Raw genomic sequence first — 23,932 nt, 5'->3', positions numbered from 1 at the left:
TATCAGTTATCAGTTATCAGTTATCAGTTATCAGTTATCAGTTATCAGTTATCAGTTATCAGTTATCAGTTATCAGTAAGCAGTTATCAGTTATCAGTTATCAGTTATCAGTTATCAGTAAGCAGTTATCAGTTATCAGTAAGCAGTTATCAGTTATCAGTTATCAGTAAGCAGTAAGCAGTTATCAGTAAGCAGTAAGCAGTTATCAGTAAGCAGTTATCAGTAAGCAGTTATCAGTAAGCAGTTATCAGTTATCAGTTATCAGTAAGCAGTAAGCAGTTATCAGTTATCAGTAAGCAGTTATCAGTTATCAGTTATCAGTTATCAGTTATCAGTTATCATGAGATGGGGGGAATGGGGGAGATGAGGAAGATGGGAAGTTAACTCAAAACTCTACCTACCTGTTAACTGACGAATGACAAATGACAAATGACCTAACTCACTACCCCTACCCTTCAACACGACGGGTGATTATGGGTAAGCATTGTGCTGTAGCCACCAGCCAACCCCTCGCCACATTAGCGGGGATGGAGATGATTTGGGCGGGGGGGAATGCCGTTGATGCGGCGTTAGCGATCGCGATCGCACTCACGGTAGTTGAACCCACCTCTAACGGAATCGGTTCTGACACCTTTGCCTTAGTCTGGGATGGTCAGTTACATGGACTCAATGCTTCCGGTAAAAGTTCTCAAGCCTTAAGTTTAGACCATTTTACCGGGATGGAAGATATCCCTCAATGGGGTTGGTTACCTGTCACCGTACCCGGATGCGTCTCTGCTTGGCGAACATTATGGCAACGGTGGGGAAAGTTACCCTTTGAGCAATTATTTGCCCCGGCGATTCGCTATGCTCGGTCAGGATATCCCGTTTCCCCGGTTACCGCAACGGCTTGGAAACAAGCGGAGGCGATTTTCCTCCCCCTGAAGGGGCGAGAATTTGAGCCGTTTAAATCTGTATTTTTCCCCAATAACCGGGCGCCGCATCCGGGAGAGGTTTGGGGAAGTGAAGCTCATGCCCAAACCTTAACCCAGATTGCTCAAACTGGCGGTGAATGCTTTTATCAGGGAGACATTGCTCGTGCGATCGCGAACTTTGCGGCGGATACAGGTGGCTTATTAACCGTGGCAGATTTCGCCGCCCATCAAGCGGATTGGGTTAACCCCATTTCCACAACCTATCGAGACTTACGGGTTTGGGAAATTCCCCCAAATACTCAAGGATTAGCTGCATTAATCGCCTTGAATATCTTAGAAGGATTTGACTTAAGTCAATATCCCCGTGACTCCGTGGAAAGCTATCACCTGCAAATTGAAGCGATGAAACTGGCATTTGCCGATGCTAAGCGTTATATTGCCGATCCTCGATTTATGGACATGGCAGTTGAGCGACTCCTGGATAAAGACTATGCCAAAACCCGTCGCCAGTTAATCACACAAACCGCAATTCCCTTAGCCCAACCCGGTTTAGCCAAAGGCGGAACCGTCTATTTAGCCGCCGCAGATGGCGAGTTGATGGTGTCGTTGATTCAATCGAACTATCAAGGGTTTGGCAGTGGGATTCTGATTCCGGGTACGGGGATTGCCCTGCATAATCGGGGGTGTGGTTTCACCTTAGAAACAGGTCATCCTAATCAAGTCGCGCCCGGGAAACGTCCCTATCATACAATTATTCCCAGCTTTCTCACCCAAGACGGTCAACCCTTAGGACCCTTTGGCGTAATGGGGGAATATATGCAACCCCAGGGACATCTACAAATGGTAGTGAATCTGGCAGATTATGGCATGAATCCCCAAGCGGCACTGGATGCCCCTCGATGGCAGTTTATCGCCGCAAATCAGGTACTTTTGGAGCCAACTGTACCTGCTGAGGTTGCCTTGGCACTCGCCCAACGGGGACATGACATTGAAAGGAGTGCCGATGGGAAACGGTTTGGCAAGGGTCAGATGATTTTACGGCAGGGAGGCGTTTTTGTTGCGGCGTCTGAACCCCGTGGGGATGGATTGGCGCTGGCGCAGTAGTTGCAAGGTGAGGTTATTGGAGCAGGGCTGTAGGGGCGGGTTTAGACACTCAATGTTGAATCCCACCGATAACATCTGTAGCAAAACCCGCCTTTACTAACCCCAAATCAATACAATACAACACGCTTATAGTCAACATAAGGCAATATTTTTTTACACGTCTTTAAGTAAATACATGGCTTGGCGAGAAAAGAATTCCTTAGTAGAGGAGTAGAAAAATGCAGAAATTGCACGAATTATTAAGGGTTTGGCGAATTGTTACCCTATTTTAGTCAATAATATTGCCCAATATATAATATTATACCCCAAATCGACAAATCGCTGGAACCCCCATAATCTCGTCAATTTATTGGGGAAATGCCTCAAAAACAGGAGTTTATGAAGTTTTGTTACAAAGGCGGTATCATTTAAATGTTTAAACTATTGGACTGTAGGGTATCGCGTAAGTTTATTAGTTTCTGGTGTATGTAGTACCTGATGGTTATCCTGAAACGAACATTCTGCACTCTGAAAGCATGGTTTGGTATAACCACAGTTAGTGGCGCTTAGTAAGTAATAATTGATCAATTGAATACTGAAAATCGGCGACGATTTGAGAATGGCGTATAAGGGTTAAAATCTAGAAGGAGATGCTGGTAATCTATGTCTCATTGATTCAGCCCTGTGTAAGATTGTCATTAAGTTGTCATAACCTTGTCATACCATCTTTCTAGAGTAGGGAGTGAAGTGAGTTCCCTCCAGATTATGCACGGTTCCAATAAGTCAATGATTCTCCTAAATGAGCAAGTTATAGAAATTGACGAAATTACCCGCAAGCGTTGGGAACGGGATATTTATAGCCGTTTTCAGGAAGCTAGGGAACGCTTTCCGGAATTTTTTCCCTGCTTTGAAATCAGAAACTATGCAGTCAACGGATTATATTATTCTATTCACTTTAAGCCGTTGACCCAATACGCTAAACGATTAACCCACCATACTGCCGATTTTCCACATACCGAGCAATTTAAACCCATTGAAATGCTGTGGAATGAATACGGCAAAAGTGAATTAGACATTTTATTTGAACGCTTCCCCACTCAGCGAGCCTTAAAACCTGCCAAACTGGGGTGGGCAAATCCTTTGGGGGAATTTTTCTAGCTTTAATGATTTCAATAGCTTCTGTTAAAAGTTTCCTCTATTAATTAACCTGGACTGACAAATTCAGGTTCAACATCCTGCATTTTGGGCAAGAATTTTTCATCCCGGTAGACCCAGGCGATTCCCAGTGGATCTCTCGATTGACTCCATTGTTCAAAGTCTGGAGCCGAACGCATTCTCTTGAGTAATCGATCGCCACATTTGAAGCGCTTGCAGAGTTCTCTGGCGCTGTGGGGTCGGGTTTGGGGAGGAGAAGCGGTTGCGATCGCGCCTTGCTCTTGCTTAGAGTTTCCCGTCCCTATATCAGATGCTATCTCGTCCAGGGAATACCCCACCAAGGGCATATCCCGGCTATATAATCCCTTTTGTTTGTGATATTGAATAATCGACTCTCCCGCAAACCAATCTAGGGCTGTACGCACCCAGAAACATCCCGGAACAGAGGACGTTTCTAGGCACACAGGTGTTCGTTCACCCGTACTCTGAGCAACCAAGTGATGAGTGGGTTTAAACATTCCCTTTTCCGGTTTTCGGGTTGCTGATGCTTTCTTCTTCCTCGGCGCACAGTTGAGGCAGTACTTTGGTGGTGTACCCGGATAGCACTCGCGAGTTGTCGCCTGATGGCACTTCGCACATATAAATGTGACGGGGCGGGTATAGATGGTTCTCGCGTGGGCGCGAACAATAAACGTTTTGGAGGGCATTGGTGTAGAATAATCAGTATTGTATTGTAATATTTAAATGTTACATTCCTGTAGGAGTAGGGCTGTAGGGGCGAAGCATTCGCGCCTAGATTGTTCGATTCTACAGCTCAATTTTCACCGCGAATGCTTCGCCCAAACCTATGCATCAATCGAGAACAGAAGGGATATCACATCATTCGCCCAAACCTATGCATCAATCGAGAACAGCATAAATACCCATCAATGAAGTCAGGGTCAGTTGCGCTGGGTTATCTTTGTCGCTACAACTCACCCTTACCCCAAATTTTTAGTTAATAACTCCCTTAATCGGGTAAAGTATACTCTCCGACAATTCGCTTGGCAAACTCTGGCACATGGGCTTCTAATTTCTCTGGGTGATGGCGCTTCACATAGAGATAATTGCGGGTAAAGTGGGAGTCTATCGAGAAACGAGCATACTCCAATCCTTTCGGACCAATCTTTTCAATCACCACCCCCATTAATTTGGCGGCCCACATCGGTAAGGTGACACCTTTATCATAAGCCGGAATACTCTGTTGCACCGCTTGGTGTCTATCGCCCTTAGACGTAACCGATTGAGTTTCTAGCTGATTTTGCACCAAATCCAGCATTTCCTGTCCCCGCTCATTTCGCACCACTATCCATTGCCAACCAAAGGGTGCGCCCATGTAACCGACAACCAAATCCGCCAGAGAGTTGACATAATCAAAACAACTCATGCAAGAGGGGGCAAATACATCCTTGAGTTCTTTGGTATTCAATCCGAAGAAGGGGACTTTCTCAATTGAACCATCTTCGTGTTTGAAGTGAACTTGAAAGTCCTGCATAAACTCATAATGCACGACTGTATCAGGGGACTTGCTGGTGGTGTCTAAGAATTTCTGCAAGCCGGCGCGGGTGACATTATCTACACAGGGTGTACCCAGAACATAGAGTTTTTCTAAGCCCAGTTCTTTTTCCACCGCCCGTAATGCCTGAATTTGACAGCCGACGCCAATCACTAATAGGCGTTTCATCCCCGACTGTTCGATTTGTTCCAATACCGAAAGGTTAGGAGACAGGGTTGGCTTATTCACCCGCGCGGCGAGAATATCTTCTGGAGTCCGGGCGATAATCGGCATGGGTTGAAAACGGTCTTCTTTTGTGTTCTGCACACAGACGACGCCTTCGACTTTGCCACTTGTTAGCATTTCAATGGCAATGGTGCTGACAATTCCGGTCCACTGCGCCCCTTCAATGGGTTGAATTTTCCGCGCCGCCATCATGTTTTGGTTGACGCCGAAATACCAATCATCGGGATTATCTAGATTCCGGCTACGTCCGTGAGTTTGGGTTTCTAATTCGGGAATCTGTTGGTTAAGAAATGCACAAGCTTCCTTGACATAGTGAATATAGTATGTATCACACAGACCACATTCGCTACAGAGTTCCTTGGCAGGGCGTATAGTCCCTGGTTTCAGGGCTTTAGCTTTTTTGTGTTTGGCGGAGTTGGGAGTAGTCGCAGTCATTGAAAAAGGATTTTATCTTACGGGACGGTTCTTCTCTCAAGATATCCTAGTTCGTAATCAGGGCTTTAGTGAACCGCCTCTAAGTTCCTCGTTGAGGTGCGTTGAACGTTCCAACATCTGGAAACAGAACTCCCAGATACGTTCAGCTTAACTTGTTTGATGACTTCAGGGCTACTGAAAACCCAGACCTGTGCGATCGCAGGTCTGGGTAGTTGATTAACGCATCCTGTCCGCGATCGCGGAAATATTAGCCAATGGACATCGCCGCATAAGGGGTAATGTAGCGCAACCCTGTGGCTTCAATCGCACCGTGATTATCTAACGGACGACCTGTGGCGTCCATCACCCGACCGAGCAGCGCCTCTCCCACTGGCGCATCCAGAATCCTTTGCCATGGAGTCTCCTTCGCTATGGAGTAGGGTTTTTGACTCAACCGAAAGTCTAGGGGGTATTCATTACCTCGACAGTATCGGCAACGATAACAGGCTTTCCGACATACTCAGCTTCTATCGTCTGCCGAACATCCCCCTCCCAAGTTAGGTCATAATCCCGCTCAAAGTCAGCTAGCACAAGTTCGCGCACTTCTCCGGTAACTTGCACATTCTGCTCTGCGAGAATCGGCTCTGTTGTTGCTGCGGTATTGATCACCAAGACTTGATCAGCAAATATCTCACCGGTTTCTTCTAAGACAAAGGTGTTGATCCCATAATCTTGTTCAACTTCACCCATCACTGTTACCGTCTGACCGATCAGTTCTTCGGTATCTTCAACAACGTCTTCAACGTCTGTATCGTCCGTTTCTGTCAATGTTGTGTCAGGTTCGGTTTGAGGAACCGTTGCTTCCGGTTCGGGGTTGCAAGCACCTAGGAGTAAGGACAATGTGAGTAAAGCAAACGCACCTTTTTTCAAGCTACTTAATCCGTTGTGTTCTTTTTTCGGCAAACGATTCTGCATTCAACAATGTCTCCTTGTGTGGTTTTGGGCAAATTGCCAATTTATCAACTATAGTCCTATGACTAGAAAATAGTTCGGCTAATCAAGTTATAGTCCTCGGCAATCAGCTTAAAAGATGAGGCGTCAAAATCGATCTGCCTCAAGGAGGATTTATCTGTTGTACTCTTTGAGTCCTAACAGATGATTTTTGTTCCGCTTTAAGAGAGATATTTTCCGAACATTTAAGGCAGTAATGAAAGCCAGCGAATCAACAACGGTGCTATTGCCAGGAGGCTGACTTGCACTAACGCGATCGCAATCCACACAATAAGCTGAGATGAAATAGGCATCAGTCTACTCCTACTTGTGCTTGAGGCAATTTGTTCAACAATGAACGGAGAATAATCGGTGCTAGAATGCTAGTCACCCCTGACACAACAACCATAGCAGCGAAAACCTGATTGGATACCGCCCACTCTCCCAAAGAGAGTCCCCGTTCCATGACAATCATGGTAGTTTCGAGTCTTCGGTTCTGTTCATCTTGATCAATCCCTGACAACTAACCGCAGCAGCTACTCTCATCTGAAAATGTAAGCTAACGTCCATGGGTAAGTATGAGCGGGGTAGTTGACCTCTCAAAAGGACGAATCGCCTATGTGTTTTTAGTAGCTTTATTATTAATAAGTTAGTCTTTGGGCTGAGAACATCCTCCTTTTGAAAGAGAGATGTTGTTAGCAAAGTATATCAATTAGAATAAGAGAGGGGTCTAGAAGCAACTCCCTTACCTCAATTAACAAACTGTAGGGGCGACCCGCTTGTATCAATTAACAACACCAGCCCATTCAATTTCATCGGGTCGCCCTCTCCTCAAACCCTTGAGTCAGAACGTGTTTTCTTGAGAGTGAAATTAAAATTTTGCCGCACGAGTGATAAACCCCACGTTACCGGAAGGTGGGCAAAAGCAATGAATAATAACACAACTCGTCTCAAACTTGATAACTCTTGCTCACCCGACATCAAAATTGGCTTACCATTGAACGATGTGCTAATCTAGCCCATCATTCCAATAATTGGTAGTTCCTCTTGCTCTGGTGATGTATTGCTGATCTTCAAGTTTTTGGATTTGTGACTCTCAGTTTCTTCAGGAACAAATTCTAGGCTGATTCTCACCGTGCCTTTTTGCCACCCTTTAGCCGTAAATCTCAAAACTTCAGCCGGAATACCCTTTTCGCTAAACCAGGCATTCTTGTCTTGAGTCCATCCCTCTACATCTTCAAGCTGCATCCGTATCGCTTCTACGAATTCCTCAACTCGGAACGTGCGATTCCCAAGTAAAAGTTGTGCTGATTCATCAACGGACAAGACTTCACCGCCCAAAAGTGGCTCAAACTGATTCTGATTATCTACGCTCATTTTTTGTCATTTATCATTGGTCATTGGTCATTTTTCATCCCTGTGCCCTTTGCCTTGGAGCCTTCACTTTACCAAGGATTGCCAACAATACTAAATGCTGACCAGTAGTAGGGATGAGACAGGTCTGGATTCCCTAGTTTGGCATCAGAAGGTGGCAAAGTAATGGCTTTATCAGACAAGATTAATTGATTGTCTTCATACCTAACCCTCCCTTCAATCATTGCCACTTGCGCCCGTCGCCATGCTTCGGCTTTAATCGGTGCGTCATCCAGATGATTGTAAAACTCTGCCATCATTGGCAACGTTCCCCAATCTTCGATGTACCACAAACTGGCTAATACTGATTTAACTCCAGCTTTAGCCGCAAATCCAGCAAATCCCAGTTCTGCACTCGGATCACCTAATGCGGTACGACAAGCACTTAATACCACTAATTCTACAGGCGGATCATTCCAGCCTAAACTACGTACTTGGTCTAATCCTACCTTAGTATCCCATAACTGAATATAGGAATTACTGGGTGCGCCCGGTACAAATTCAGCATGGGTGGCGAGGTGAATAATACCAAAGGGTTTGTCTTCTCGTTGTCTCTTGAGATTGTTAACAGTAAACTTGTCATTGAAAAAGGCTTGACCTCGCCACAGTGTATTGGTCAGAATCGATACCTCAGCAGCGGCAGCTGGTAATTGTTCCAAAAGGGGATTATTGGGAAATTCTGAGGCTCCCATTGCCAAAACGGGCATTGTTTTAATACTAGCATAACGGGTATCCGTGAGGCTAACACTAGGCATCAAACTGACGCTATATCGCTGCACAATAAAGCCATCTCCATCATGAATAGCGGCTAGGGGCAATGAGCGCAACCCTTCGTCGAGAATGAACACGAGATTTTCAATTCCTTTCTCTTGTAATTCTGGTTCTAAGGGTGCTACTAACCATTGATACAGTTGTTTGGCATCATTTAAATACCCAAACCCACCATCAATAATTTCCTGACGAAAGTTCTGTCCTGTAAGCAGTACATCAGATTGTTTAGCCCCTGACACTCGCTTAGTGATCACATCCTGCTCCGCTGTTACCAGCATCAGTTCGAGTTCCATTTCTGAGTTAGTGCTGCTAGGTACAAAAAAACCGTAAATTACAGCCGGCTTGACCCCAGTCGCAACTTCAATGCTACGCAGGCGACTCCGAATTTCATCTAAGGTGAGGATTTTTTCCGCCTCCATCCCCAATTGTTTCTCAAATGTTTGAGTAAAGTAGCGTTCTATTTTGTAAACATCCGCGTTGAGAATTGGCTCTTGATCTAAGGCATTAGGAGTAGGAGGTCGCTCTAAAGGTCTTTTAAACTCTATTAGCGGACTATTCGGATTATTTGGATTATTCGGATTATTCGGATTATTCGGATTATTCGGATTATTCGGATTATTCGGATTATTCGGATTATTCGGATTATTTGGAACATTCGGGTCAGTTGTAATAATCCGAATATTGCCCAGAGTATAGCTTCCTGGAAATGACTGAACCGGTGCGATAGTAAATTCACCACTGGTAATGGCTTCAGCCGTACCATTATCACTGCCATTACCCACTACAAAAGGCTCATTTCTTGCGCCACCATCGTGACGAATGGTAATATCGCCGCCACCTTTACCGCCAGCAGTAGAAATGCTAGCTTCTCTGCCATTTTGATCAGTAAAACTGCCTGTTGCTTGAAAGAAGCGTTGGGTCGTGATTTCAACATCACCGCCTTGACCATTGCTTCCGCCTTGAGCATTAATGGAACTGACGGTAATATCTTGGATGGGATCAAGTAGAACGTTACCGCCATCGCCTTCAGTGCCGCTAGAATTGATGGCTCCAGTCGTAATCCTGATATTCGCATTTACAGTGATATCGCCACCAGTGGCTGCAGAAGAATTTAAGTCACCCGTATTAATCCGTCCTGTTTGACTGGTGAGATTAATGATGCCGCCAGAGGTGGTAATATTTTCTGTGTTCAGATCAGTATTGGCACTCAGTTCTACCTTGCCGTCAGTTGCTGTAATATTGCCGACAGTCAGGGTATTCGTGGTATTGAGAAGTAAGTCTCCATCCAGGATTTGAATATCTCGAAGATTTGCCTGATTAATTGTGCCAGTTCCCGGTTGATGAGTCAAGCTAGTGGCTCTTGTCGCGTCTTTTGCCGTCACATTAAAAGCACTACTAATTGTCAGGTTTCCCAGAGGTATACGGCTACCTACTTTCTCCTCAAAGATCACATTACCTGTTCCCGCCGTAAAATTTAGATTTTGAGTCCCATCGAGAAGATTATTAAACAGAATATCTCCCGTTCCAGCGCCTGTAGATAGAAACGTTTCACCGGTCAGCGTGAAAGCATTTTCAAATTCAATAGTACCGCCAACCGTAGTAACCTGGAAGTCACCACTTAGCTGAATTTGTTCGGGAATGTTAACCTTACCCCCTGTAGCACTATTGTTTACAGTTAAATTTCTGGCAGTGATATTAGCGAGAGTAATATTGCCACCTTCAGCACCTGTATTTAACCGGATCGTTGTATCTCCCGTACCAGAATTAATTCGTACTTTAGGATCAATTAAAATCTCAGCTTGCCCTGCATCACGAAAATCTCTAATCGCATTCCTATCATTGGCAATTAAGGTCAAATTGCCATTATCGGTTGTAATATCAGCCTTAACAGAAATACTCCGACCGGCTTGTAACGTTAATCCGCCGCCAACCTCCTCCGCTTGAGTTTGAATAACATTATTCACGATAATATCGTTGTTTGCCTGCAACACCATCTCTGTTCCAGTGTTAGTAATGTTGGTAATGGTGTCAGCATCGATGGTAACCTCGGAGTTAGGATTATCATCAAACATGAAGCTTGAAGAAAATAAGTAAACCTTTCCAGCATTGTTAGCAACATCACCCGTATAGTCTCCGACAAATATCTGTGTGCCAACTGTAGTCACCGAATTTCCAAAATGAGAGCCACCAGAAGGATTGGGAAGCGTTTGTAGTATATCTCCTGTGTTGGAATTAAACAAATAGGCAGAGCCTACCGTCCCTATTTTTGTATTATCACTAGGCGCACTCCCTAAAACATTTGCTCCTACCATCGCTATCGACGAGCCGAAAGCTCCATTCGGTGTAGATTGGGGACTTTCAAATGTTTGCAGAAGATTGCCTTGCTGATCAAACAAATAGGCAGCTCCTGTTGTTCCTGAAGTCGTGTTATTCTTAGGCGCACCGATCAGGATATTTTCTCCTGCTGCAGCTACAGAAGTGCCAAATTCACCATTTTCATTATTTAGGTTTTGGAAGCTACGTATCAAGTTACCTTGACTATTGAACAAATAGGCTGCTCCTGTAGTGATAGTATTTGGAGCATCACCAGGGGCACCAACGACTATATCTGAACCAACTCCTGATACGGCATAACCAAAGTGACCACCATTTGTAGGTTTTTGGCTGAGCAAACCTGTTTGGTCTTGCCAATCATTGCCACTAAATAAATAGGCAGCTCCAGCATCCGAGGCTCCTGCCGTATCATCAAAAGGAACACCAACTACTACATTGTTCCCTACTCCAGCGACAGAAAAACCAAATTGGTCACCTTGTGTGGCTCCACCAGCGAAGCTTGGCTTCAAAAAGATTCCTAATTGATTCCCTGAATTATCAAACAAATACGCTGCACCTGCATTATTAACTCCTCCTGGATCATCTCCAGGAGCGCCAATTAGCACGTTTATCCCTACTCCAGCGACAGAAAAACCAAATTGATCTCCCGCTGCATTAGTATCATCGGGATTTAGAAAACTGTGGATTAAGCTTCCATCGTTACCATCAAATAAATAAGCCGCACCTGCATTGGTTCCCTTCGTATCATCCCCAGGATCACCCACTAATATATTGGAGCCGACTGCCGCGACTGAATATCCAAATTGATTATTGGTTAGGTTATTAGGATTAAAAAGTTCTTTTAACGGAGCATTAGTCTCCCCAATTATGATATTTTTAGGATCAAGCAATAACGTACCCGGTTGACCATTAGCTGCTCCAGCATCAGCGTGCCCCGTAAAAACCAGCAACTCTTTGCCAGAAACCTCAATAAATCCCCCATCTCCCACTTGATTTCCACCACGGGCGCTTATCGTCCCATAAAAGCCTGTAACTCCATCTGCCCAAACAAACACCTCACCGCCTGTCCCCTGTACCCCAGCATCAGCCGTAATCAGCGAGTTTTCACTGACGAGGGTTTGAGAGGCATTAAACGTACCTTGACCCTGATAGTCGCCGCCCAGTCGTACTGTTCCCCCGCCATAAGTCCCAGAAGCGTTAATCGTGGCATCAAATACACCAATTTTGTTGCCCAAAACATTCACAGACTGGGAATCGACAGTAGGAGACGCATGAGAAACATCCAGAGTACCAGACGCGATCGCAACGCCTACTTCTGTAGGTACACTCATACCAGAATCCTGAAGCTGTACTTGACCTGTATCCGTAACAGTTAATCCCGTCTCCACACTTTCCTCTGTACCCGTCAGCAGCGTTGGTAAATCCAAGGGTTCAATAGCTTCCATCTCCCCATTGACACCTGTTGGCGGTACAAATTCTAAACTTAATAATTGTCCCGGTTGACTAATCCGCACCCGATGGGATTCCGGTACAGCCGCCATTGTAATTGTGCCGCCCGGTGCAGTCAGTTGCCCGGTGTTAATCGTATGTCCCGCCAGTAAGGTTAAATTGTGTCCTTCAGATACAGCTAAATTGCCACCATTAATGAGAGTTGCTCCTTGAGCCAAATCAAAGGCAAACTGATTGGGATCACCAATTAAGCTTTGATAGTTATTTTCACTAAAGACATTAAACCAATTCTCCCCCTCAAAGCCAATTCCTGTCGCGGTTGTGGCTGTAAATGACGCGGGAACATTTAAGCTAGCATTGGCGCCAAATATAATTCCCGCCGGATTCATTAAAAATAAATTTGAGTTGCCCCCCGTAACTTTAATCAAACCATTAATAATTGAGGCATTCCCACCAACCACCCGCCCTAAGATATTACTAATTTGAGGATTAGAAATAAAATTGGCAATTTCACCCGATGAAAGACCAAATTGTTGAAAACTCTGAAATAGATTTGCCCCATCTCCAGAAACTATGCCACCGTCGATGTTAAATTGGTTACCGTTTTGGTGAACCGTTGTACCTGTCCCATCCACCGCCTCGGTAATGGACTGAGCCATGATTAAAGTTGGGGGGTTGCTCGGTGCGGCTTTCTTGGTTACAATAGTATCTTTCAAATAAGGATTGGGCGCAGACTGTTGAGTAACTAAAGGGTTTCTCAATAGAGAGCTAGGGTTAGGGTGCGAAACAATCGGTACGCCCGTTTTATTCCCATCGGCATGGATTAATGTTGCCTGAGTTGGCGGTATACCAGTTGCCGTCGCACCAAAAATGGGTAAGGTAGCCAACAGTAGGGTTGCTCCTTTCATTGCAGAATTAATCATAGGGGCTACAAAACTCCGTCGAATAAGTAGAACTGATGTATAGGACTTTACCGACAGGATGCCACTCAACCCTACATATAGTAAGTCCTAACCGGAAGCCACACCGAATCCCAATACGCTTACTCAGCTATCAAATAATAGGTGGAATTTTCTACAGACACCAAAACTATTGCTGTTGAATTATCCTCAAGAGTATCTGAATAATCAACCTGGGCTATATCACTCCAATTTTCAGGGTTACGCTATCTGTTATTGGTTTTAGCTAAGGTGAACCTAGGCAAATGCTCAATACAAATGCCCCTCAAAGAAATTCAGAACCGGGAATCTCTTTGCCAGGATGACTCAATTAGGGTCAGCCACTAACCTATATTCTCCAATGACAACAAAATACTAAACCATTGGACAAAAAAGCCACAGTATTTAGTTATACACCACCTAATAATTTAGGAACTATGTAATCTACTTCTTTATAGCACACTGTTTTCAAGGTCAAGTGGCTATGGAATTAAACTTAACCGAGAAGGCGATAAGCTGTTCCCTGTCTAGTACAGGAGAACAGCCAAAGTGGGAAAGCGCATGATCGAACGAGATAGTGTAGCGGGGTCTTACAGGATCGAATCAAGTCGCTGATATATGTACAATCAGATGATGCACATCCACTAGATATAGGGGTTTTGGGGAATGATGTAATACCAGCAACCTGAATTTGAGGACATGGTGATTGATAATGCTCAGTTGAGAACCCCTAGACAAATTTTGGGATTACTTAGCAGAAGCACTACAGCATTCCGTAATGGGTTGGGATGCGATCGCCTCGAGTTCAATGTCCTCTAACAGATTCGTCCAATCCGCCGCCAGGGCGCGATTGGCTGTTTGAGTACGGCGAAGATTGCCGATCAGGGTGATAGAATCAAACCAAATCCCATTCCGGGCAAAGATAACCGCGCGATCGCGTGGTGTCACAACACTATTCAATCCTTGTTTGAGTTCAGCGGTTAAGGGAACACGTTGGATGGAACCTCTAACTCGGACTCGTTTAGGATCAGTGGTAACAGTCGCCCGTTGGGGATCTTCACAGTAAACCGTGAAAATCCAGTTGTAGTATTGGTTTTCCTTTAGCGCGGGTGTGGTTGGCGGTAAAGAGATGCTAATCACGCCGGGTAGGGTGTTTGTCACCCGATAGGTAGTTTCGTACAATTTTTCACCCTGATCACTCCAGAGGGCAAATTTCATCGAGTGGAATTTATTCGCGCCATCGGGAATATAAAACCAGAAGGTGGGATGTTCCTCTACTGTTAATCCCAAATTGGTATCGGGAATCAGGGCGAACAGTGGTTCTCCGGTTTTACCCGCCCCACATAGACTACGACTCGCGCCCCCTGTGCGATCGCCAGGGCGCCCCCTACCCGATAGATCGAGATTAAATTCAAGCATGTCTTGCAGCGAGGGAGTATTACTCGCTGAGTTGATTGGTTGAGATTGAGTCGGGATGGGACTCACCAGACAACCAACCACGACTGATGCGATCGCCACAACACGTTTGATGGGTGGAGGCGATATAGGTATCCTAGTCATGACATAGTAAAGTCTATAGATTTAGACATTTACTAGTACAAGCGGCAATTTCCTAATCCGGATTTACAACACAAATTCAGAAAAACAGATAATTATGCTGGTTTGTGGGTTATTTTTGCAATGTTACTCTAGAGCTTACAGGCTTTTGTAGCTGTAGCGACTCATCGCGCCTGCAAGCTTAACTAGCCTTAACCCAACTCGGCTTAAGGCTGAATCGATTATCGATTAGAGATACTTTTCTAGAGTATTTGCCAGTGTTGTTTTTGGCACTGCGCCCACAACCATATCGACTCGCTGCCCTCCTTTAAAAATCATTAAGGTAGGAATGCTGCGAATTCCGTACTGACTGGCTACATTGGGATTTTCGTCAGTGTTGAGCTTCACAACCTTGACCTGACCTTCGTACTGTTGTGCAATTTCATCCACCACAGGTGCGACCATCCGACAAGGACCACACCAAGGTGCCCAAAAATCCACTAAAACGGGAACGTCACTGTCTAGGACGTCTTGCTTAAAACTGGCGTCTGTAACTGCTACGGCTGTTGACATGCCTGGAAATCCTTGCGTGTACTGTTTCTACGTTGTCTTGGATATTTTACCACAGAGAAAACTGAGCGTTCTCCTGCCAGAAAAGTATTTATTTAGACATAAATTGTCACATTTAATCAGTTGGGATGTCAATGTATCGTGGCATGGGAGCTTGATACTCAAAAGGAACCGCCCGAACGTAGTCCGGGCGGAGTGTGGTGTGAGGAGTGAACGGAAACTTTTAGCTTCCGCTTTCTCTATGTTAACTCACATCAGTGGGGTTTGGGGGAGGCGTCAACCCACAAGTTTTATTTACCCATTCCCAACTGCTGCGCTTTCTGGTAAACTTTCCCTTCTGTGAGCAGGGATGGCGCAATAACAACCTCCACTTGCTGCATTTCTTTCAAGTTCTTAGCGCCCAAGGTTCCCATACTGGTTTTCAGGGCACCTAAAAGATTGTGAGTGCCGTCATCGAGTTGTGCAGGTCCAATGAGAATTTCCTGTAATGTTCCCGTACTCCCGACTTGGATGCGCGTTCCTCGAGGCAGAACTGGGCTAGGGGTTGCCATTCCCCAGTGAAACCCGCGTCCTGGGGCTTCTTTGGCACGAGCCAAAGGAGAGCCAATCATCACCGCATCTGCACCACAAGCAATACATTTACAGATATCTCCTCCCGTAATTAACCCACCATCAGCAATGACTGGCACATAGTTACCCGTCTGTTGATGATACTCATCACGAGCAGCGGCACAATCAGCCACCGCCGTCGCCTGAGGGACTCCCACACCCAAAACCCCCCGCGAGGTACAAGCCGCACCAGGACCTATTCCCACTAAAACAGCCGCCGCACCAGCTTTCATTAAATTCAGAGCAACTTGGTATGTGACACAATTACCCAAAATCACGGGCATCGGCATATCCTGGCAGAACTGGGCTAAATCTAGGGGGGTGACTGACTCTGGCGACAGGTGAGCCGTGGACACTACGGTTGCTTGTACGAAGAATAAATCAGCACCCGCCGAGGCGACAATTTCACCGTATTTCATCGCGCCTGCTGGCGTAGCACTCACAGCCGCAATCCCACCTTGGTCTTTGATTTCCCGAATTCGCTGGCTGATTAATTCCGGTTTAATGGGTTCGGCATACAAATCCTGCATCAGATTAACGAATTCTGACTTACCCACGGAGGTGATTTGCTCTAATATCGGCTCAGGGTCAGCATAACGGGTTTGGATGCCTTCGAGGTTAAGCACCCCTAACGCTCCTATCTCAGATAGCATAACTGCCATTCGCACATCGATTACTCCGTCCATCGCACTGGCAATGATCGGAATTTCTCGTTCAATGCTCCCCAAACGCCAACGGGTGTCTGCCAAATTAGGGTCTAGCGTCCGTTGTCCGGGGACTAGTGCGATTTCATCGATGCCGTAGGCTCTGCGAGCTGTCTTACCTCGCCCAATTTGAATATCCACGCTTCTCTATTCGTTCCCAAGACTATTTAAGCTAGGGTATCAAATTTTGTCATTGGTCATTGGTTATTGGTTGTTGGGGATTGGGGATTGGTTATTGGTTGTTGGGGATTGGGGATTGGGGATTGGTCATTGGTCATTGGTGGTTGGTCATTGGTCATTGGTGGTTGGTCATTGGGCGAAGCATTCGCGTTGGAATTTGAGGAGAAAACCGATATATCTAGGCGCGAATGCGAGAGCCCCTACGAATGCCCATCTGCACCTCTGCCTTAATTGTGAAGGGTTTTGGCATCTTCGCTCTTGCTCTTTGCCCCAGAGACGTGATCCGGTGGCGTGGAAGCCTGATCACTCTTAACCTGAGACGGTTCAACAACTTTCGTGGATAGGGAAGAGGGTTGTCGTTGTCCAGGAGATTTGGACGGGGGAGGGGGTGGCGGGGTTTGCCGCTTGACTAATGGAATCTCCGATTCGGCTGAGAACTCTGGCGGAGTCGGGTTGCCATTCCCTCCATTTTGGCTCGGATTATTCCGCATCAACTTACTCACATGACCAATTAACGTTCCCAGCTTCCCTTCATCCAGAAGTGTGTTGATTAACGATAAGCCACTGGTCGAGAGTAATAGTTTGTTAATATCACCCATCCCATTCCCATTACCATTACTGCCATTCATACCTGGGAACGCGAAAATTCGGGTATCTCCTAAAACTCCTGGCTGTGGCGCTAAAGCTTTGGCAATTTCTGGCAGTTTGTCTACCAAATCGGGCCAAATTGTGGTTAACACTTGGGCGCTTAACTTCGAGTCACTCAAGGTATTCTCGGCTTCAATGACTGCCCGTTTTCCTTCGGCTTCGGCAAGGGCTTTATCCCGATTCGCTTGGGCTAATGTGCGAATGGATTCAGCTTCTAATTCTGCCGCTTGACGCGCAATTTCCGCTTGACGACGACGGCGGAAGACATCAATTTCAACGACGTTCTGATCGGCAATCCGCCGTTTTTCTGCCTCTTGTTCCGCCGAAATCAGCGATAGGCGTTTTTCCCGTTCCGCTTTTTCAATCTCTGTCGCCGTAACCACACCGGATTCCGCTTGGGCGCGTTCGGCTTCAGAGACAAAGCGTTCCCGTTCTTTATTCGCGATCGCAATCGCTGCTTCCTGTTTCGCCACTTGTGATAAGCGTTCAGCCTCAGCCACCCGAACTTGAGCTTCTAGGCGGGAGGAATCAACGGTTTGCTGACGGGTTATTTCGGCAATCTCGGCTTCCTGTTTTTGCAATGTTTGGGCGACTTTTAGCTGTTTATTCCGTTCCTCTAGGGTAATATCAGCTTGAATTTGGTTTTCTTGAACCGAGAGTTTGCGGCGAATTTCTTCTTCTTCAACGGATTTATCTTGTAAAATTTTCGTCCGTTGTACGGTGGCGGCTTCTCGGTCTTTGGCTTCTTGAATTTCCCGTTGTCGCTGGGATTTTAGGGATTCCACCTCCAGTTGTTGCCCCAGAGTGGCGTCTTCTTTTTCTCTGGCGATTCGCAGGGATTGCTTTTGGGCATCAAGTTCCTGCTGTTCAATTCTCACCTGGGTACTCAGTTCAACTTCCCGTTTTTGTTGGATGGATCGTTGAATAGTTTCGGTTCGTAGGCGTACCCCTTGGGCATCGAAGAAGTTATTTGTATCGTAGGTATCGCTTTCTTCTATCTCAGAAATGGCGATATTATTCAGGGTTAAGCCTACTTTTTTTAGGTCAGGCTGAATCAGATTCAATACTTCATCAGCAAACCCTAATTTATCAGAATCAATTTCCGTTAAACTCTGCTTCTTGGCAGCAGCTCGAATCGCATCATCTGCTCGTTTTTCTAGGGCTTCTTTAATATCTTCAGTCGAAACCCGTCCTTGTTTCGAGAGTCGAGCCGCAGCGGTTAACACATCGTCTTTATCGGCATTGATACAGACATAAAAGGTTGCCCGCATATTTGCCCGCAGATAGTCTTGAGTACGAACGGCTAGATTTCCTGTCCGTTCCACATCAATAGAAATTTCGCGTAATGGAACACGGGTCAGTTCATGAAATCCGGGCAAAACGATACAGCCGCCGTAAAGAATAACGGATTTCTTTTTAACGAATAAACCGCCCGTTCTGACAAATGCTTCATTATTGGGGGTGATTTTATAAATCAGTTTGTAAGACCATAAGCCCACGAGAAGCAATAAAATTAGTGCGCCAATCAAACCGGGGAAAAAGAGCATCCCACTGGGCAGTTGTGCCAGGGTAGATGATACCGGGACAGGCTGGGAGGTTGAGGACGTAGATGGTTGTGACATGGTAGTTGGCGATTAGTAATCTATAGGTTTTATTAAAGCCTGGAACTTATACACATGTAGGGTTTGTGTAAAAAGAATCACATTTGACCAAAACCGTACACAGACGGTTGTGTATTCACCCGTTACGGTGAATCCTTAAGCTGGGATGAATTGGACAACCACTGCTGTTGATCAGAACTGTCTTTGGTAATCACGCGATAGCTTTCCGGTTGTCGCTCAATAACTAAAACGTAATTGCCTCGATTGGGAATTATTTTCGCCCATTGAGGCAAAGTGGCATTAATCGTAACCAGATTACCGTTGGGATCAAGAACATCAACTTGACCGATTTTGCCTTGACTTTCTAGGGGAATTGAACGGGAACTGACAGTACCCTGACAACCAATTAGGCGCTCGCCACTAGCATCTTCACCAAAGTCGGCGAAAATTTTGCCCAAGGGTCGAGAAATTAAGCCACCGCAGAATAAACTTAGCACCAGGGATGCACCACCGACGACACCGCCCAATAAACCTGTGGGAATCGTACCCGTGACATTTGCGATCGCCACATTCATCATCCAGCCGAAAAGCCCCACCAGACTACAGTCGGTTGCTAAGAGCAAAATTAGGGGAACTTTACCCACACCGAGTAAACCGAACATTGATCCCATGGCAAAATCGCCACCGGTATCCACATCAATGTCCGCATCGGCATCTACATCAAAATCAAAATCATCATCACCGCCACCGGAGACGATAACAACGAGAAATAGGAGAACTCCCATCCCTAGGAAAATCCAGTAGGGCAGGTTGAGCAGGTTGAATAGCATGGATCGAGGTAGCGATCGCCACTGTAGCGTTAGCTCTATTAACTGATATTCTCAGCCTAGCGGGGAATGGACAAAATAGCTTCACTCCTCTAAAATACTTAATGTTTTGCAAAGGCAAAAAGAATTCCACCGCAAAAGAGACACATACTCATGTAGATAGGCTATAATCCCTATTGTAGAGACGTAGCATTGCTACGTCTAATCGGGCGGCATCGCCAAGTGGTAAGGCAGGGGCCTGCAAAGCCTTTACCCCCAGTTCGAATCTGGGTGCCGCCTTTTCGAGAAACGTGACTCCTGTTTTATTGCTCCGTTGAGGACTATAATTGATTGCCATCCTGAGCAAGTAGAGGAGAAGTCCATGAGTTCTTGGCGCGATCGCTTGAATAAACTGAGTGGCAAAACCCGCTTAGTCGTCTGTCGGTTGTTTGTTCATTTAACCGGCAAAGAAGTCGCGCCGTTATTGGGAGTCCTCAATCAGGCGGCGCGAGATGCGGTAGAATCCGATGGAGATTTGAGGGTTCTCGGAGAAGGGCTGGTCGATATTTGCCAAAACCTCTTACAGTACAACACCTATTGGCAATCGGCTGCTAATGAAGGGAATGTATTTTGGAATGAAGGGGAGGCGGGAGATTATGTGAGTGAGTTATTTACCGACTCTGCCCAACGGTATTTGAGTGAGCCTGACTTCAATGGATATTCATCGGAGGATGAACCCCTATCTTTGCCGGTCACTCGTAATTTAATTGTGATGATTACTATGGCATTTGAGGGGGAAGTGCTGGAACTGGAAACCAATCTGGCGGATATAGAGCCACTAGAAGAGGGTCTCAAAGCTTTAATTAATCTCCATTATCAGGAACGCTTGCGAGCCATTCAAGTTCACTTTTCGCCGGCTCAATTTGGCGATCAATTGACAGATGAACAACTGTTGGTTAATTTCCCCGAACTGATTCCTCTCTAACTCGAAAGGCAGAGAGAGCAGAAGGCTCCAGGGGAGAAGGGAATGATAACTGTGTAGGCGGACATGATATAACGCTATTTTGGTCTCGTCATGTCACAGAGGTTAAGGTAATTAAGTGCCGCTCTATCGTGATGATTAATTGCTATAATATCTTGGAAATTTGCCACGGCTAAATCAATTTTGTTTTGATAAAAACTAACAATTCCTTCTTCAAATTTAGTTTTTGTTTTTTCTTTTAATTTAATTATAAAATCAGGTTCCGAATCAAAAACTTCAAAGATCGGAACCAAATGCTTTTTGCCTTTAACTTGCACTTGGCCGATAAATCGATAGTGATATTGACTTTGATCTTCTAGACAAAATAAAGTATAACCACTAATTAAAATCGATGCCCCATAGACTTTAGTCAAATCTTCTAGACGTGACGCCAAATTAACCGTATCGGAAATCACCGTACTTTCCATTCGCTGCTGTTCTCCAATCGTCCCCAGCATCAAACTACCCGTATGTAAGCCAATACCAATGGTAATCGCCGGATAACCCGCCTTTTCGCGATCGCGATTATAGCGTGTCACTTGTTGCTGGATTTCAATCGCCGCTTGTAAGCCATCATCGGCGGTTGCGGGAAACAGCGCCATGATTGCGTCACCAATGTATTTATCAATAAAACCCTGATGTTTACGGATAATTGGTCCGACTTGTTTCAAATAAGAATTGAGAAAATTAAAATTCTCCTGGGGAGACATACTCTCCGAGAGCGTGGTAAAGTTGCGAATATCCGCAAACATAATTGACATCTCCTGCTGAACCTGATCCCCCAACCGCACATCCACAATACTTTCATACCCCAAAAAACGCAGGAATTCGTGAGGGACAAAGCGCCCGTAAGCGCTATTAATTTTCGACAGATAAAGATGGGTTTTAATCCGGGCAATCAGTTCATGTTTAGAAATCGGTTTAGTTAAATAATCATTCGCCCCCACATTCAAGCCTTCCACCAAATCCGAGACTTGCTCCTTCGCTGTTAACATGATAATTGGCATTTCATTAGCAGGAAAGCGTTGGCGGATTTTTTGGCAAACTTCGTAGCCCGACATCCTGGGCATCATAATATCCAGAATCACCAAATCCGGCTTAAACCCCCGCTCAATTTTGGCTAAAGCCTCCATACCACTGGTCGCTTGAACAATGGCATAATTGTGGACAGATAGGTGATTGGTAACAACCTGCAAATTAATCGGTTCGTCGTCTACAACTAAAATCGTGAATTCGCCAGTTTTAGAAACCCGTGGTAAAGGTTCGCTGGGGGATAAGGTGCTATAGTCCCGCATTTTGGTGATTTCTGTACTGTATTCTGATGAGGGTTTAATCGGTTGGGAACTGATGGGAAGCGTGAAAATAAATCGCGAACCTTGACCCAGTTCTGATTCAACGCGAATGGTTCCGCCGTGGAGTTCAATGAGTTGTTTGGTAATACTTAATCCCAATCCTGTACCCCTGTAGGGACGGGATACAGAGGCGTCAAGTTGCTCAAAGGATTTAAAGATATCCTCGAAGTTATCCGGGGCAATACCAATCCCTGTATCAGCCACCGTCACTTCTGCCCTATCCTGCTTCTGGGTTGCTGACACTGTAACGGAACCCGATTCGGTAAACTTAATCGCATTTCCCACCAGATTGTACATAATTTGTTGCAACCGATTCTCGTCTCCATCGATTCCGGGGAAATCTTCAGGTATCTCATTTTTCAACTCTAGAGATTTACCCCTAATCAGGGTGCGAGACAGGGTAAGCACCACTTCGGTGATTTGGCGAAAGTCCACAGACTTGCGGTGCAATTCGATATCGTGGTTTTTCAGTTTGGCGAAATCCAAAATATCATTAATCAGACTTTGGAGGCGCTTACCACTGGAAACAACCATTGCCAGATTCGCCATTTGCACCTGAGACAAAGGACCAGCCGCCCCGTCAATGAGGGATTCAGCAATACCAATAATGCCATTGAGAGGGGTACGCAGTTCATGGGAGGTATTGGCTAAAAACTCATCTTTGAGTTGATCCAGGCGCTGCAACGCCGCATGCTTTTGTTCCAAGGTTTGGGTAAACTGAAGCCGTTCGGCTTCGGCTTGCTTGTGGGGACTGATATCTTGAAAAGCGGCAATAGCATAGATAACATTACCCTGGTGATCAAAAATGGGAGTTGCCCAAACCTCCAAAGGGATAATCCTATCGCCCTGACGGATTTCCATGTCATCAACCGTCGCTTGTTCACCCATAAGCGCCCGTAAAATTGGATCACGATGACTGGGATAGACTTGTTCTGTTCCCGCCAGATAGACGTGATAAATTTCAGCGAGTTGTTCGGATGGGTGTTTGGATACCACTCCTTTTCCCAGTAATTGCTGTCCTGTCTGGTTAGCATAGTAGGGTTGACCATTGGCATCAATTACAAATAAACCCACAGGTACAGCTTCCAGAAATTGCGCCAACTGTCTCTCACTCGCACGCATCGCATCTTGGACTCGCTGGCGCTCAATCACTTCTTGGCGTAGATTTTCTAATAAGTCAGCTTGCGCCCGTTGTGCCAAACGCTCCTGCTGTTGCGCGGCTTTAATCTGTTGCACATGCTGGAGGGTTTTATTGGTGGTAATTTCTAAATCTTGGAAATCAATGGGTTTAGTCAGGAAGTCGAACGCCCCCAGATTCATCGCTTTGCGGATATTTTCCATATCCCCATAAGCAGAAAGAATAACGGCTTTGGTGGTGGGATAGTTTTGGGCGAGGCGCGTGAGTAAGGTTAACCCATCCATTTGGGGCATATTAATATCGGTTAAAACCATATCAATATCCGGCTGGGTTTGCAGCTTTTCTAAGGCGTCCAAACCGTTACGGGCAAAAATAAACTGGAGTTCCTTACGCCGGATCTTTTTTCTAAATTTCTGGCGGATTAGAAGTTCTAAATCAGGTTCATCATCGACAACCAGTATTTTCGCTGGCATTGTTTTTGCCGGATAAGGATGGACTGTAGAGACGCGATGCAAGAAGCGTCTGG

The 23,932-nt window shown here is 45.6% G+C and carries 16 protein-coding genes and 1 tRNA gene; 4 read left to right on the top strand and 13 right to left on the bottom strand.

The annotated features are described in order from the left end of the window. Nucleotides 1–422 precede the first annotated feature (422 nt). Together ACLGGO_RS01380 and ACLGGO_RS01375 are read left to right on the top strand one after the other, a co-directional pair. A complete protein-coding gene (locus ACLGGO_RS01380) occupies nucleotides 423–2,018 on the top strand; it encodes a gamma-glutamyltransferase family protein (RefSeq protein WP_446418000.1) in 1,596 nt (531 codons plus the stop codon). A 693-nt stretch (nucleotides 2,019–2,711) separates the two neighbouring features. Further along, the gene (locus ACLGGO_RS01375; RefSeq protein ID WP_446417999.1) at nucleotides 2,712–3,155 is read left to right on the top strand and encodes a hypothetical protein; all 444 of its coding nucleotides are present in this window, start codon (nucleotides 2,712–2,714) and stop codon (nucleotides 3,153–3,155) included. Nucleotides 3,156–3,199: 44 nt separating this feature from the next. Here ACLGGO_RS01375 and ACLGGO_RS01370 read toward each other — a convergent pair whose 3' ends face one another. The 12 genes from ACLGGO_RS01370 to ACLGGO_RS01315 form a co-directional block, all read right to left on the bottom strand. Further along, nucleotides 3,200–3,859 carry a hypothetical protein gene (locus tag ACLGGO_RS01370; protein WP_446417998.1) on the bottom strand — a complete coding sequence of 220 codons (660 nt, stop codon included), beginning with the start codon at nucleotides 3,857–3,859 and terminating at the stop codon, nucleotides 3,200–3,202. Nucleotides 3,860–4,161: 302 nt separating this feature from the next. Further along, nucleotides 4,162–5,367, bottom strand: coding sequence for a Coenzyme F420 hydrogenase/dehydrogenase, beta subunit C-terminal domain (locus tag ACLGGO_RS01365; protein ID WP_446335998.1), 1,206 nt, complete (start codon nucleotides 5,365–5,367; stop codon nucleotides 4,162–4,164). Nucleotides 5,368–5,614: 247 nt separating this feature from the next. Next, nucleotides 5,615–5,800 (bottom strand): hypothetical protein, encoded by a 186-nt coding sequence (locus ACLGGO_RS01360; protein WP_446336041.1) that lies wholly within the window; start codon nucleotides 5,798–5,800, stop codon nucleotides 5,615–5,617. 8 nt (nucleotides 5,801–5,808) lie between these two features. Continuing rightward, entirely contained in the window at nucleotides 5,809–6,321 is a 513-nt protein-coding gene (locus tag ACLGGO_RS01355) for a hypothetical protein (protein ID WP_446335999.1), read from the bottom strand. Between the two features lie 328 nt (nucleotides 6,322–6,649). Continuing rightward, nucleotides 6,650–6,811: a hypothetical protein gene (locus tag ACLGGO_RS01350; protein WP_446336000.1), complete on the bottom strand. Its 162-nt coding sequence runs from the start codon at nucleotides 6,809–6,811 to the stop codon at nucleotides 6,650–6,652. Between the two features lie 539 nt (nucleotides 6,812–7,350). Then, nucleotides 7,351–7,713, bottom strand: coding sequence for a KGK domain-containing protein (locus tag ACLGGO_RS01345; RefSeq protein WP_446336001.1), 363 nt, complete (start codon nucleotides 7,711–7,713; stop codon nucleotides 7,351–7,353). Nucleotides 7,714–7,781: 68 nt separating this feature from the next. Next, entirely contained in the window at nucleotides 7,782–13,226 is a 5,445-nt protein-coding gene (locus tag ACLGGO_RS01340) for a CHAT domain-containing protein (RefSeq protein ID WP_446417997.1), read from the bottom strand. Between the two features lie 762 nt (nucleotides 13,227–13,988). Continuing rightward, nucleotides 13,989–14,801 (bottom strand): DUF928 domain-containing protein, encoded by an 813-nt coding sequence (locus ACLGGO_RS01335; RefSeq protein ID WP_446417996.1) that lies wholly within the window; start codon nucleotides 14,799–14,801, stop codon nucleotides 13,989–13,991. Between the two features lie 225 nt (nucleotides 14,802–15,026). Next, nucleotides 15,027–15,350 carry a thioredoxin gene (trxA, locus tag ACLGGO_RS01330; RefSeq protein WP_446336004.1) on the bottom strand — a complete coding sequence of 108 codons (324 nt, stop codon included), beginning with the start codon at nucleotides 15,348–15,350 and terminating at the stop codon, nucleotides 15,027–15,029. A 287-nt stretch (nucleotides 15,351–15,637) separates the two neighbouring features. Then, a complete protein-coding gene (locus ACLGGO_RS01325) occupies nucleotides 15,638–16,801 on the bottom strand; it encodes a GuaB3 family IMP dehydrogenase-related protein (protein WP_446417995.1) in 1,164 nt (387 codons plus the stop codon). 266 nt (nucleotides 16,802–17,067) lie between these two features. Then, a complete protein-coding gene (locus ACLGGO_RS01320; protein WP_446417994.1) occupies nucleotides 17,068–19,110 on the bottom strand; it encodes a flotillin family protein in 2,043 nt (680 codons plus the stop codon). A gap of 122 nt (nucleotides 19,111–19,232) precedes the next feature. Continuing rightward, nucleotides 19,233–19,919 (bottom strand): DUF1449 domain-containing protein, encoded by a 687-nt coding sequence (locus ACLGGO_RS01315; RefSeq protein ID WP_446336008.1) that lies wholly within the window; start codon nucleotides 19,917–19,919, stop codon nucleotides 19,233–19,235. A gap of 205 nt (nucleotides 19,920–20,124) precedes the next feature. Here ACLGGO_RS01315 and ACLGGO_RS01310 point away from each other — a divergent pair. Next, nucleotides 20,125–20,195: transfer RNA gene (locus ACLGGO_RS01310), tRNA-Cys, on the top strand. Between the two features lie 82 nt (nucleotides 20,196–20,277). Continuing rightward, nucleotides 20,278–20,880 (top strand): DUF1517 domain-containing protein, encoded by a 603-nt coding sequence (locus ACLGGO_RS01305; protein WP_446417993.1) that lies wholly within the window; start codon nucleotides 20,278–20,280, stop codon nucleotides 20,878–20,880. 74 nt (nucleotides 20,881–20,954) lie between these two features. Here ACLGGO_RS01305 and ACLGGO_RS01300 read toward each other — a convergent pair whose 3' ends face one another. Next, nucleotides 20,955–23,879 carry a response regulator gene (locus ACLGGO_RS01300; protein WP_446336010.1) on the bottom strand — a complete coding sequence of 975 codons (2,925 nt, stop codon included), beginning with the start codon at nucleotides 23,877–23,879 and terminating at the stop codon, nucleotides 20,955–20,957. Nucleotides 23,880–23,932 lie beyond the last annotated feature (53 nt).

It is taken from the genome of Coleofasciculus sp. (assembly GCF_046565525.1).
In the GTDB taxonomy this organism is placed as follows: Bacteria; Cyanobacteriota; Cyanobacteriia; order Cyanobacteriales; family Coleofasciculaceae; genus Coleofasciculus.
The sequence above is the reverse complement of the archived record's forward strand: the minus strand, read 5'-3'. Positions and strand labels throughout refer to the sequence as shown.

Bases quoted from the DNA above. Each gene is read 5' to 3' on its own strand.
- ACLGGO_RS01305 (WP_446417993.1), top strand. From the start codon at position 20,278: ATGAGTTCTTGGCGCGATCGCTTGAATAAACTGAGTGGCAAAACCCGC.
- ACLGGO_RS01370 (WP_446417998.1), bottom strand. From the start codon at position 3,859: ATGCCCTCCAAAACGTTTATTGTTCGCGCCCACGCGAGAACCATCTAT.
- ACLGGO_RS01345 (WP_446336001.1), bottom strand. From the start codon at position 7,713: ATGAGCGTAGATAATCAGAATCAGTTTGAGCCACTTTTGGGCGGTGAA.
- ACLGGO_RS01365 (WP_446335998.1), bottom strand. From the start codon at position 5,367: ATGACTGCGACTACTCCCAACTCCGCCAAACACAAAAAAGCTAAAGCC.
- ACLGGO_RS01315 (WP_446336008.1), bottom strand. From the start codon at position 19,919: ATGCTATTCAACCTGCTCAACCTGCCCTACTGGATTTTCCTAGGGATG.
- trxA (WP_446336004.1), bottom strand. From the start codon at position 15,350: ATGTCAACAGCCGTAGCAGTTACAGACGCCAGTTTTAAGCAAGACGTC.
- ACLGGO_RS01350 (WP_446336000.1), bottom strand. From the start codon at position 6,811: ATGATTGTCATGGAACGGGGACTCTCTTTGGGAGAGTGGGCGGTATCC.
- ACLGGO_RS01320 (WP_446417994.1), bottom strand. From the start codon at position 19,110: ATGTCACAACCATCTACGTCCTCAACCTCCCAGCCTGTCCCGGTATCA.
- ACLGGO_RS01335 (WP_446417996.1), bottom strand. From the start codon at position 14,801: ATGACTAGGATACCTATATCGCCTCCACCCATCAAACGTGTTGTGGCG.
- ACLGGO_RS01300 (WP_446336010.1), bottom strand. From the start codon at position 23,879: ATGCCAGCGAAAATACTGGTTGTCGATGATGAACCTGATTTAGAACTT.
- ACLGGO_RS01380 (WP_446418000.1), top strand. From the start codon at position 423: ATGACAAATGACCTAACTCACTACCCCTACCCTTCAACACGACGGGTG.
- ACLGGO_RS01340 (WP_446417997.1), bottom strand. From the start codon at position 13,226: ATGATTAATTCTGCAATGAAAGGAGCAACCCTACTGTTGGCTACCTTA.
- ACLGGO_RS01355 (WP_446335999.1), bottom strand. From the start codon at position 6,321: ATGCAGAATCGTTTGCCGAAAAAAGAACACAACGGATTAAGTAGCTTG.